Source organism: Acinetobacter sp. NIPH 817 (genome assembly GCF_000368405.1).
Lineage (GTDB): Bacteria > Pseudomonadota > Gammaproteobacteria > Pseudomonadales > Moraxellaceae > Acinetobacter.
In genome coordinates this window covers 275156-287177 of sequence record NZ_KB849420.1, presented here as the reverse complement: position 1 = coordinate 287177, position 12022 = coordinate 275156, and the positions used below count along the sequence as shown (strand labels likewise).

General features: G+C 38.1%; 11 protein-coding genes. 6 read left to right on the top strand and 5 right to left on the bottom strand.

Annotation, left to right across the window (positions count from 1 at the left end):
• Positions 1 to 76: 76 nt before the first annotated feature.
• Both gloA and F968_RS04940 read right to left on the bottom strand, forming a co-directional pair.
• Positions 77 to 478, bottom strand: coding sequence for a lactoylglutathione lyase (gene gloA, locus F968_RS04945; protein ID WP_004790902.1), 402 nt, complete (start codon positions 476 to 478; stop codon positions 77 to 79).
• 2 nt (positions 479 to 480) lie between these two features.
• Complete coding sequence (locus F968_RS04940; protein WP_004790901.1) at positions 481 to 2667, bottom strand: AmpG family muropeptide MFS transporter; 2187 nt, start codon at positions 2665 to 2667, stop codon at positions 481 to 483.
• Positions 2668 to 2832: 165 nt separating this feature from the next.
• Between F968_RS04940 and F968_RS04935 the strand changes: the two genes are divergently transcribed.
• Positions 2833 to 5451: a Lon protease family protein gene (locus tag F968_RS04935; RefSeq protein ID WP_004790900.1), complete on the top strand. Its 2619-nt coding sequence runs from the start codon at positions 2833 to 2835 to the stop codon at positions 5449 to 5451.
• A 50-nt stretch (positions 5452 to 5501) separates the two neighbouring features.
• Here the strand turns inward: F968_RS04935 and F968_RS04930 are convergent, their stop codons facing one another.
• From F968_RS04930 to surE, 3 genes are all read right to left on the bottom strand, one after another.
• A complete protein-coding gene (locus F968_RS04930; protein WP_004790899.1) occupies positions 5502 to 6431 on the bottom strand; it encodes a LysR family transcriptional regulator in 930 nt (309 codons plus the stop codon).
• Positions 6432 to 6532: 101 nt separating this feature from the next.
• Positions 6533 to 7357, bottom strand: a complete 825-nt coding sequence (locus F968_RS04925; RefSeq protein WP_004790897.1) for a peptidoglycan DD-metalloendopeptidase family protein — start codon at positions 7355 to 7357, stop codon at positions 6533 to 6535.
• A gap of 111 nt (positions 7358 to 7468) precedes the next feature.
• Positions 7469 to 8239, bottom strand: coding sequence for a 5'/3'-nucleotidase SurE (gene surE / locus F968_RS04920; protein ID WP_004790895.1), 771 nt, complete (start codon positions 8237 to 8239; stop codon positions 7469 to 7471).
• A gap of 101 nt (positions 8240 to 8340) precedes the next feature.
• On the opposite strand from surE, the gene F968_RS04915 reads away from it, so the two are divergent.
• The 5 genes from F968_RS04915 (at position 8341) to F968_RS04895 (ending at position 12016) form a co-directional block, all read left to right on the top strand.
• Complete coding sequence (locus F968_RS04915; RefSeq protein ID WP_004790893.1) at positions 8341 to 8712, top strand: MCR_0457 family protein; 372 nt, start codon at positions 8341 to 8343, stop codon at positions 8710 to 8712.
• A gap of 152 nt (positions 8713 to 8864) precedes the next feature.
• Complete coding sequence (locus tag F968_RS04910; RefSeq protein ID WP_004790891.1) at positions 8865 to 9287, top strand: MCR_0457 family protein; 423 nt, start codon at positions 8865 to 8867, stop codon at positions 9285 to 9287.
• 126 nt (positions 9288 to 9413) lie between these two features.
• Positions 9414 to 10562 (top strand): D-alanyl-D-alanine carboxypeptidase PBP5/6, encoded by a 1149-nt coding sequence (gene dacC / locus F968_RS04905; RefSeq protein WP_004790888.1) that lies wholly within the window; start codon positions 9414 to 9416, stop codon positions 10560 to 10562.
• A 90-nt stretch (positions 10563 to 10652) separates the two neighbouring features.
• On the top strand, positions 10653 to 11195 hold the full coding sequence (locus F968_RS04900; protein WP_004790887.1) for a gamma carbonic anhydrase family protein: 543 nt from the start codon (positions 10653 to 10655) through the stop codon (positions 11193 to 11195).
• 71 nt (positions 11196 to 11266) lie between these two features.
• Positions 11267 to 12016 (top strand): DUF4262 domain-containing protein, encoded by a 750-nt coding sequence (locus F968_RS04895; RefSeq protein WP_004790885.1) that lies wholly within the window; start codon positions 11267 to 11269, stop codon positions 12014 to 12016.
• Positions 12017 to 12022: the final 6 nt, after the last annotated feature.

The following is a 12022-nucleotide window of genomic DNA, read 5'->3' as shown; positions in this document are numbered from 1 at the left end:
AAGAGTTCATCATACTGGGCTAAAAAAATAAAGCTAGACTTTTAAGACCTAAATCTTAAAGTGTCATAGTCAATTTTTAGTTATTTGTCGCATTAGCATCTTGTTGAATCAACTCGATTTTATAACCATCTGGATCTTCAACAAATGCGATAACGGTCACACCACCTTTCATTGGGCCTGCTTCACGCACAACTTTGCCACCACGTGCTTTAATTTCTTCACACGCTTTATAGGCATCGTCAACACCAATCGCAATATGACCATAGGCATTACCTAACTCATAACTTGATGTATCCCAGTTATAGGTAAGCTCAAGCACAGTATTGGTTGCTTCATCACCGTAACCAACAAATGCCAGTGTAAAGCGCCCTTCTTCATAATCACGCTTACGAAGTAACTTCATTCCTAATACTTCGGTATAGAACTTTAAAGATTGTTCTAAATTGCCTACTCGCAACATTGTATGAAGCATTCGCATGTTTATTCACCTGCCTTTTCTGATTCATGAGTTTGATGATCTTTTAAAAGCTTTCCAACCCAAACCACTAAAATCAAGATTGGAATACCAATAAGAGTGGTCATCAAAAAGAACTTTGGATAGCCAATATTACTCACTATGGTACCTGAATATCCACCCAAAAGTTTTGGTGTGAGCGTCATGAGTGAACTAAAGATCGCATATTGAACAGCTGTAAATGACACACTCGTTAAACTTGAAAGGAATGCAATAAATGCTGCACCAGCCAAGCCAGACGCTAAGTTGTCGACAATAATGGCAAAATAGAGCCATAAAGAACTATATGGTTTAATTACCTTACCGCTGATTTCAACTGATTGGCCAGAAAGAGGATCGATGTAAGGGAGCGGCTCAATATTCACATCTAATTCACTTGTCGCTTTTAGATTCGCACTTACTGCATATGGATGAGATGCAGTAAGTATTTTCTGTTCGCCCTCTACTACAGCGACCTTAAGCTCTTTACTGGTCGATGCCACTAATTTTTTCGCATCGATTGTCGTACTAAAAACACCTTTTTGATCAGTCATTTTTGCATCAAAATTTTGCCCATCAAGACTAATTATAATTTTTTGTGCAGGAGTTAAAGCTTGTCCAAAGTATTGGCCTCGAACGACAACACTTCCCTCTCCATCTTTTAATGAAACCTGATCATTTCCCATAACAGGTAAAATTTGTAGAGGTGATTTTGCCAATTCGGTGGTCAGTAACGGCTGAGTACGCACCACAGGCGGCACAGTATTTTGTGCAGCATAAGCAGCTTTTACTTCAATTTGTTTTGTTCCACTAAAAGCAGAACTTGGAACTTCTAATTTCCATAAGCCTACTTCATCTGGTTTAACTTGATAACTTTGACCACCAACTTTTACATCAACCATATCTAATGGCTGACCAGATTTTACGAGCCCAATAAAAATGAGATTAGTAGAACTTGCTAACACCGCACCCACAAACATCAGCTTCATAATGTTTATACGCTGTGCTAAAAGTCCCCCTAAGAATCCACCAACTAAACTGAATAACACACCATAGATTTTGACTGCTTCGGCAATTTCTTCTTTGCTAAAGTTCAGATCTTGATAAAACACATTGGAAATGACACCAGCAATAATGTCTGAAATACGGAAAAAACCAATGAGAAGTAATAAGACTAATGCAAGTTTGACACCATAACGTTTAAAGAAATCTAAAATAGGTGCAATCCATGTTTCTTTCGCCATTTGCTGATTAACTACACCAAATTTAACCAGTAAATAACCCACAAAAATGGCGCAAGCTGTAGCCGTTAAAAATCTTAAAGCTTCTAAGCCAAATAATGCTGCGTTGTCTTTTATATTTCCAGCTTGTGAGATTGCATCTGTAATCTGCCCAGAATAAATATAGGTAACTACAAATGAAATAACAGCAATAAAAAATACAAAAACTAAGCGGTAATAATCACTACTCTTATAGTTTTTATAGACACGATTTACCTGAGGTTCACGAACGAGTAATGTCGTTATAATACCAACTAACATAACCGCTGCCATGGTTAAGTAAGTCATTTTCCAAGCTTCGTAAATGTAATTACCTTTAGCAGTCCCTAAATGTGCAGCTAGAAATAATGCCCCCGCTCCAGCCACAATCATGCCGATTCGATAACCAGCATTATAGGTAGATGCCAACACGGTTTGCATTTCTGTTTCTGCTAATTCAATACGATAGGCATCAATTACAATATCTTGTGTTGCTGCTGAAAAACCAAGCAATACTGCACCCACTGCCATTTGAACCAGATAACTCTGACCTAAAGCCGGGTCAGAGAAAGCCATAATACAAATAGCAAGCACGATCAAACACTGTGCAATTAACAACCAAGCTCGTCTTCGTCCTAACATTTTAGTTAAGACTGGTACAGGTAACTCATCAATAAGAGGAGCCCAAACGAACTTAAAAGAGTAACCTAGAGCCGCCCAACTAAAAAAAGTGACTGCACTTTTATCAATGCCCGCCTCTCCAAGCCATAAAGAGAGACTAGAAAAAATTAATAAAATTGGAATTCCGGCAGAAAAACCTAGAAACAGCATAATTAATGCACGGCGATCTAAAAACGCTTTAAAAGCCGAGACCCAACCCGAAGCTTGTGTGGTCATTCGTTTTTTATTTTCCATAAATTATAAATGTGCCTATTCAAACCCTTCTTACAATTGCTTTCAAGATTCTTTATGCAAACATTTTTGTTTTGGCGATAAAAACCGCAAGTTTGCTTGATATTTTATGCTAAACCTGTATACCTTAAGGCTTCAACCTTCGTTTTCTTTTGCTGGATATCAACAGTGACACAAAAACTTGATCAAGTGACTATTTCAACTTTATCACTCGCTAAAACAACCACCACAAACGTCACAGTAAATGCATTTCCTTCAGCTTTTGAGCAACCTGATATAAAAATGACCTTAGATAAAACCGTTTTAAAACCTGAACAACTTACACATATTCCAGATTTTGAAAAAATTCCAGCTTCAACTAAACGCATCAAACCTCTTAATAATTTTTTAGGTCAAGATCGTGCTAAAGCATCTGTAGAGGCGGGAATTTCTTTACCCTACTCAGGCTATAATATTTTTGCAGTAGGAACTGCTGGTTTAGGCAAACGTACCATGATTAAACGTTTGTTACAGCAACACGCTAAAACAATGCCAACGCCTGATGACTGGGTGTATGTCTATAATTTCAAACAAGCACGTCAACCTATTGCCCTACGCTTTCCAGCAGGTCAAGGAACTAAGTTTCAACAAGCACATGACCAAACTTGGCAAATTATTTTAAAACAACTTGAACGCCGTTTTAGTGCAGAGACTTATCACAATCGTATTGAACGTATCCGTCAGGAAACAGGTGATGTACAACAACAAGCGCTTGTTGAACTAACCAAAGAAGGCGAAGAGCTCGATTTAAAACTCATTTCTCGTAATGAGAAACACGGTTTTGTTCCTGTACACGTCAAAGATGATCAGGTTCAAGAACTTACCCAAACAGATATTGATGCATTAAATAGTAAACAACGCGCTGAAATTGCGGCCAATATTCGCTATATGGATAAAAAGCTGGATCGCCTGGGTCTACATTTAGGTGATTTAGAAGATGATGCACGTGACAAAGTGTCTGTGTTAAATCGGGATATTGCAACGCAAGTCGTTATGCCAAGAATGGAGCTTATTTTAAATAAATATGGTCAAGTTAAAGGACTTGAAGATTATTTAAAACAATATGCCCAAGATATTATTGATAATGTTGAACTGATCTTAGAACAAGATGAAGATGATTTTACTCCATCAATGTTCAATCGTGTTCCAGCACGTTATCAAGCCAATGTGATTGTTGCAAATAAACCAAATAGCGGCGCTCCTGTTATTTTTGAAGACTTTCCAACGCACTATAATTTACTCGGCCACGTTGAACAGCTTACCCATAACGGCACAATTACTACAGATTTCACTCTCATTCGTCCAGGTGCTCTACATCAAGCGAATGGTGGTTTTTTAATGCTTGAGGCCGAGCAATTACTCGAACAGCCTTATGCATGGCAAGGTTTAAAGCGTGCCTTAAAATCAGGCCAACTCAAGTTATCTTCTCTTGAACATATGCTAACCTTAACAGGCTCTATCTCGATAGAACCTGCTGCGGTTCCACTTGATATTAAAGTGGTTCTTATGGCAGAACCTGAAATTTATTATGAAATTTTGGAAGTAGAACCAGAGCTTGGTAGTGTATTTAAAATTCGTGCAGATTTTACTGATACATTACAACGTAATGACGAAAATGAACAAGCCTACATGCAGCTCATTGCTGACTATGTACAAGCGGATAAATTGCTTCCGTTTGATCGTAGTGCTTTAGCCGCTTTACTTACTGATTCAAGTCGTCAGGCTGAAGACCAAAGTTCACTGTCGTTGCATGCTTCAACTCTAGGCGATCTTATTCGCGAAGCACATCATCATGCATTTAAAGCGAATGAGAAGCTGGTAACCGACCAGCACATTAATCTAGCTCTACAACATCGCCAATACCGCTTAGGCTATTTAAGAGAACTTTACTGGCAAGATCTTTCACGTGGTACACAATTAATCGAAACGTCGGGATACCGTTTAGGTCAGATTAATGCCCTCTCTGTCATTCACTATGCAGATGTTGAGTTTGGTTTACCTTCACGTTTAACGGCATCTGTTTATCAAGGTGGCGGTGATATTCTTGATATTGAACGTAGTGTAGAACTTGGTGGCTCACTTCATGCGAAAGGTGTGTTGTTGATGTCTAGCTTCTTGAAAGCTCACTTTGGTCGTGAACAGATTTTACACTTCTCCGCTGCGCTCGCATTCGAACAGAGCTATGGTCAAGTTGATGGCGATAGTGCAACTGTTGCTGAGCTTTCAGCGTTGATTTCTGCGATTAGCCAGATACCAATTGATCAATCATGGGCAATTACCGGCTCGATGAACCAATTAGGACAAGTTCAACCTATTGGCGGCGTAAATGCAAAAATTGAAGGATTCTATGATGCATGTAAGCTACAAGGTCTGACAGGTAAGCAAGGTGTCATTATTCCTCGTCAAAACATGCAGCATTTGATGTTACGTCAAGATGTTATTGATGCTGTTCGCAGCGGTCAATTCCATATCCATGCAATTGATACGATTGATCAAGCACTTGAAATTTTAATGGCTCGTCCAGTCGGTACGCTCGATAAGAAGGGTAAATACAGCAAAAATTCAATTTATGCAGCAGTAATGGAACAACTTGAATATTGGCAAGCCATTGAAGATGGTGCTGAAATTGAAGAAGAGCCAAAAAAGAAAAAGAAAAATAAGAAAAAAATTAAGAAGCATGAAGAACTTACAGCTGACGATCTGCCACAAGAAAATGCAGAAGAAGTAGCTACATTAAAACAGAAGTAATAAAAAAGGGCCTGTAAAATACAGGCCCTTTTACTTTTAGACTTGCAAAATTAACGAACGATCTGAATCGCTCGTCCTCCTGCTAACTGGCTAAAATATTGTTTAAGTGCTTCAACACAACGTTGAATTTTCATTGGTTGCTGATCATGCTTGGCAACTTCTGCATACAATGTAAACGTTGGTAATTTCCAATCTGGCATGAGTTCAATCAAAGAACCATTTTTTAGTTCTTTCTGAGCATCCAAATATAAAATTCGTGCAATACCATGCCCTTGCTGACATAACGCTTTTGCAACTTGTAAATTATTGCTCTGCAAACGGCTTTGCATTTCAATATTGAGTGTTTCACCTGTTTTGACATGTTGAAAATTGAAATGGCGTGAGTCATTCATGACATTAATCGACAACAATTCATGATCTCTTAAATCATTAGGATGCACAATTGGACTAGACTGATTGAGATAACTAGGAGAAGCAATCAAAATCTGATCTACAAAAGCCAACGGAATGATAGAGCTACTTTCTTCTACAGGAGTAGAACTCATGCGGACTGCAATATCAATTCGCTCTTCAATTAAATCGATATAACGATGCCCAACTTCGAAATGCACAGATAAACCGCGATGAGCCGACATCCAGTGAGATAATGCAGGAATGAGGTGTTGAACTGCCAAATCAGGAGTTGTCGCAATACGCAAATCCCCGATTAAGTCATCCCTCAATTCATTAATTCGGATTTTTCCCCTTTCAGCAGCCGCCAACATCTCTTGACAGCTTGAAAAAAAAGCCTGTCCGGCTTCTGTCAAACTAAGTTTACGAGTGGAGCGATGTAATAGAGTTACATCCATTTCATGCTCAAGCGAGCGTATCTGCTGACTCACCGCACTTGTTGTAATTCCTAATTCACGTGCCGCACCACTAAATGAACTTTTTTCAACCACACAAGCGAAAACACCCATCGCACGAAGCTGATCTAACATAGGTTTCCTCGAATCTAATTTTAAATTTATAAAAAATGCTTATTGTTGTAATGAAAGCAACCAATTACATTATACGAGGAAACCTAAGTTTTTTGCATTAGCTATTTTGGTAAAAGATTTACAGGATTAATCGGTTTTCCATCCAAACGAATCTGGAACTCGAGCATGACTTGAGATGCGCCAGTAGATCCCATTTCGGCAATTTTTTGTCCAGCAGTTATATTATCACCGCTTTTCACAAACATCTTGCTATTGTGGGCATACGCACTGATATATCCGTCAATATGCTTAATTAAAACCAGATTTCCGTATTCTTTTAAGCCATCAGCTGCATAGACAACTTGACCATCGGCTGCGGCATAAATAGGGTCACCCTGATTTCCACCATAACGGATTCCCTTGACATTATTTGCCAAATTAAACCCTTGAATCACTGGTCCATTCGTCGGTTTTATCCAACGTAAGCTCGAATTTGGTGCAACTGATGCCACTGTCGTATTCGTTGACGGTACAGTAGACGGCTGTGTTACTGGAGTCACAGGCTGTGTAGTTGGCAAAGCAATCGTTTGACGCTTGATTTGCTCAGGCTGCGCCATGACTTGTGTAGATACCGTTCTTGGTGATGAACCTTTCTTCAAACGTAACGATTGATTGACATAAATACGATATGGCGCAGGAATATCATTCATTTCGGCAATACTGATGTAGTCCAGACCATAACGCATTGCGATACCACTTAAAGTATCACCTGAACGAACTGTGTAATAGTTAGGAGCCATTGCATAGCGAGAACTATTATTAATTTGTGGTTTAGAAGCACAACCTGCCATAGCTACGGTAAAACCTACAACCGCAGACAACAATATAATTTTCATTATTTTGTCTTTTTGGATATGCACTCTGTTTTGTTGCCCAATTAAATGCATTGATCTCCCTCACTAAATGCTACAAATCATTTCGGCTAAGAGTACCAAAAAAGTAAGAGGAAACACGTTCCTCTTTTTCTTTATTCACAAAGTTATAACATTCGAGCTCAATTATTGACTCAAATTGATCTGAAGATCTTCTAAAACGGCGTAATTTGTAGCATCCATTTGAATAGGTGTAACACTGACATAACCGTTTGCTACCGCAAAGAAATCCGATTGAATCTGGCTTGAAACACGCTCAGGATCTGTAACCGCCTCGCCTGCTAATCCAATCCAGTAAACTTGGCGTCCTCTTGGGTCGACATGGCTGGTAATAGGTTTAGATTGAGCACGACGTCCCTGATACGTAATTTGTGCTCCTTTTAACTTCGGCACATCAGGAATATTGATATTAAAGATATGTCGTGGAGGCAAAGCTGGCAATCCGCTTGCAATAAAATCATGAACCCACTGTGCAGCCTGAGCATAATCTTCTTTAACATTATAAGCACGTACATCAGGACCAGCTAAAGAAACAGCAATTGCAGGTTGCTTCATTAAGCGGCCTTCAAATGCAGCACCGACTGTTCCAGAATATAAAACATCATCACCTAAGTTCGCGCCACTATTGATTCCACTTACGACCAAGTCAAATTCGAAATCAAACAAACCATTCATAGACAAATAAACACAATCTGCTGGCGTACCATTCACGGCCCATACATCTTCGGCAATTTGAATTGGGCGCAATGGTCGGTCTAGTGTTAATGCACTTGAAAAACCACTTCTTTCACTTTCTGGTGCAACCACAACCACACGTCCAAGTGGTTTTAATGCTTCAGCTAAAGCCTGTATACCTGGCGCAAAAACACCGTCATCATTCGCTATCAAAATATTCACTAAAATCTTTCTCTACAAATAAACCTAAAGGTTTTCACAATTGAATTATTTGTTGAATTATATATATTTATGCCTCCATAGCATTATAAAATTGTGAAAAAATGAAAACTTTTGCTCCTTTTTTTCAGGTATTGGGGATCAGTATCACATTGTGTACGCAAGCGGTTTTTGCAGATGAGGATATCTCAACACAAGAAGCTGATAGCTTAATTAAAGATGATATTGCAGCAACGCAAGTCTTACAGGAAATTTGTCCAGCTTTCGTAGGGACAAATAAAAAACTTGAGTCAAATACTCAAAAAATTATCACAACGTATCTTCAAGGGTATTCGAATAAATCAATTACCCTCGCTGCTCTACAAAATGATGCAGAGTTTAAAACCTTGTTGAATGAAGCACGTCAAGCTTCAAAACAAATGGACCATCATGAGCAACACGAACTCTGTGAAGAGATCGTCAACTATAAAGAATAGATTTTTATCCGTTTAGGGTAGAAGTTTATTTACTGAGGTTTTCTGCTTGGTATTAAGCAGAAAACCAACATAACAATACATTTTTTCCATTTTTTTAACCTGTAAATTGGTTAAGCTATCGACATATTTAAAAATTTTATTTTAGGTTATCGATGTTTATGAAGAAAAGCTTAGTTCAATCGCTCTCTTTGGTTTTACTTATGAGCATGGCAACAGTTGGTTTTGCTGCTGATAAGAAGAAAACAGCTGAAAAGAAAACCGAAAATGAAAATGTTGTTGAAGTAACTCCACAGCAAACTATAACTCCTGAAGAATTAGCTGCAATTCAAGTACTTTCTGAAATTTGCCCAAGCCTTATTGGCAAAAAAGATGCTGATTTTGCTCAAGGCTATGAACGTTTAGTAAAAGACTATTTACCAAATGAAGCCGACCCAGTTGCAGCTTTAGAGAAACGTGCTAAAGACAAAAGTTTCAAGAAAGTCCTAAAAGAAGCGCGTAATGATGCAAAAGCTGCGGGTAACGAGCAAAACACATTAGTTTGTCAAGACGTGAAAGCTTATCAATCGCAAAACTAAATTAGTAAAAAACTCTTGAGTTACAATACTGTTTGAAAAAGCCGACTTCCCCCATAGAAGTCGGCTTTGCTTTATCCTAAAATGCTAGGTTCTTCTGCTTCATACAAGATATTGGAATTACCTAGAATGACTCGAAAAAGCGCTATTGCTGCACTCCTCCTCTTACCAAGTTTTTCTTATGCAGCAACTGTCTTATCAGCTCCGCCAGAATTAAATAATAAGTCTTATGTATTAATGGATTATGAGACAGGACAAATTCTCGCTTCTAAAAATGAAAACGAAAAGCTTGCACCTGCTTCAATGACAAAAATGATGACAAGCTACATCATTGAACAAAAATTATTAAAAGGTGAACTGACTGAAAATGAGCAGGTTCGTATGAACGAGTCTGCATGGTGTAAAGGAAGCAGCTCTGAATCATGTATGTATGTTCCTTTAAATGGTACAGCGACTGTTCTAGAAATGCTTCGCGGTATCATTATTCAGTCAGGTAATGATGCATCAAAAGCAATGGCTGAACATATTGCCGGAAATGAAGGCACGTTTGCGCACATGATGAATCAGGAAGCAAAACGTATCGGCATGACAAATACCCAGTTTATGAACTCAACTGGTTTACCGGCAGAAGGTCATTATTCAAGTGCTAAAGATATGGCTGTTTTAGCGCAACATATTATTAAAGACAGCTCAAGATATTACCCAATCTACTCTGAAAAAGAATTTACGTTTAACGGCATTAAACAAGGTAACCGTAACGCCTTGCTTTACACAGACCCAAGCGTAGATGGTTTAAAAACAGGTCATACAGATGAAGCGGGTTACTGCTTAACAACTTCAAGCAAACGTGGTCCGATGCGTCTTATTTCCGTTATTTTCGGAACGGATAGCGTTAATGAACGTGCCAACCAAACGCGTACATTATTGTCTTGGGGCTTTGCAAACTTTGAAACTGCAAATATTCAACCAGCCAATCAAGTTCTTGCAAAAGCAAAAGTGTGGTTTGGTAAAGAAGATGAAGTTCAAATTGGTCTAGCTGAAAACTTTAGCGTGACTATGCCTAAAGGCAAAGCTAACGGCATTAAAACACAGTTAGTTGTTCAACCTAACTTAAATGCACCGCTTCAAAAAGGCCAAGTTGTGGGCAAACTTGTTGCTAGCCTTGACGGCAAAGTAATTGCTGAAAAGCCATTAGTAGCATTAAAACCAGTTGAAGAAGCAGGATTCTTTGCACGCTTAATCGACCATGTTAAACAATTCTTCAGCAACTTATTCTAATTTTTGAATAGTTGAATTAAGCACTCATGCTATTTAGCCTGAGTGCTTTTTTATTTTATAATTCATCTAAATTTTATTTTGATACTACTCATGGCAAAGAACATACGTCCTTATCTTGAACACCGTCCTCAAGTTGATACAACATGTTATGTTGATGACATGGCCGTTGTAGTCGGTGAAGTCAGCTTAGCCGAAAACGTTTCTGTCTGGCCTTTTGCCGTCATTCGTGGTGACGTAAATAGTATTAAAATTGGTAAAAACAGTAATGTACAAGACCATTGTATGTTGCACGTTAGCCATAAAAATGATGCAAAACCTAATGGCTCACCTCTTATTATTGGTGAAGATGTGACGGTTGGACATCATGTGACTTTGCATGGCTGTACCATTGGCAACCGAGTTTTAATCGGAATCAATACTGTTATTTTAGATGACGTGATTATTGAAGACGATGTGATGATTGGTGCTGGAAGTTTGGTTCCACCGCGTAAAGTCTTAAAAAGTGGTTACCTATATGTAGGAAGCCCTGTACAGCAAGTGCGACCACTAACCGAAAAAGAATTAGCGTTTCTTCCTTATTCGGCAAGACATTATGTAAAAGTACAAAATAATCATAAAAATAGTGAAGTCTAACTTTGCTATTTTTAATTTAATTGACCTGTATATTGCATTTACAAGAATAATAAACCTTTGAGAAATAAATAGTGAGCTTAGATAACTGCCCTAGTGAACATGAACTAATAAACCAAATCAAAATCAATATTGAAGAATATGGATTACAAGTTATGGGAATTAGCGCAACGGACTATTTACCCTCTTTTAGTTACAGTGTGGGTTTATATGAGAGTTATCAGCATCCTGAAATTATCTGTTTTGGATTATCTACGGATCTAGCTCATCTCATTATTAATGATGTAGCAAACCTAATTAAAAATGGAGAAAAAATCATCTCCTATCAAGATTACAATGACAAATTTTTTAAAGAAAGTCGTGCTCAGTTTTTACCTGTAGACTTAAGGAATATTGAAGATTATTTTGGTGGGGCGCTAAATTATTACCAACATAATAAATTCTCAGCTTTACAATTAGTCTGGACTGATCGCAATGACAAATTTCCTTGGGAAGATGGATATGAGGAAAAGTTCATTTATGATCAGCCTTTACTAGATCGAAATGCTAATTTTAAATTTAGAGAGGCTAGAAATTTAGGTGTTTTCACCACTCGACAATGGCTGGATTTCAATCAACCTATTTTAAGAGTTATTCATGATAATGATGGAGATTGGCAATTTCTAACAGGCAACCAGGAACCAGAGGATATTCGTCTTGTTGCCTTAGAACAAATGATACTAAGAGATTCAAGTTTAAATGAAGTTTTTGATCTTGATTATGGCCAGACTGCTGAAAGAGATTGTATTGATAATTCATGGAAAAGAAGAAATCTTGATGAGTAAAAAGAT

Bases quoted from the DNA above. Each gene is read 5' to 3' on its own strand.
- gloA (WP_004790902.1), bottom strand. From the start codon at position 478: ATGCGAATGCTTCATACAATGTTGCGAGTAGGCAATTTAGAACAATCT.
- F968_RS04940 (WP_004790901.1), bottom strand. From the start codon at position 2,667: ATGGAAAATAAAAAACGAATGACCACACAAGCTTCGGGTTGGGTCTCG.
- F968_RS04930 (WP_004790899.1), bottom strand. From the start codon at position 6,431: ATGTTAGATCAGCTTCGTGCGATGGGTGTTTTCGCTTGTGTGGTTGAA.
- F968_RS04925 (WP_004790897.1), bottom strand. From the start codon at position 7,357: ATGCATTTAATTGGGCAACAAAACAGAGTGCATATCCAAAAAGACAAA.
- F968_RS04915 (WP_004790893.1), top strand. From the start codon at position 8,341: ATGAAAACTTTTGCTCCTTTTTTTCAGGTATTGGGGATCAGTATCACA.
- F968_RS04910 (WP_004790891.1), top strand. From the start codon at position 8,865: ATGTTTATGAAGAAAAGCTTAGTTCAATCGCTCTCTTTGGTTTTACTT.
- dacC (WP_004790888.1), top strand. From the start codon at position 9,414: ATGACTCGAAAAAGCGCTATTGCTGCACTCCTCCTCTTACCAAGTTTT.
- F968_RS04900 (WP_004790887.1), top strand. From the start codon at position 10,653: ATGGCAAAGAACATACGTCCTTATCTTGAACACCGTCCTCAAGTTGAT.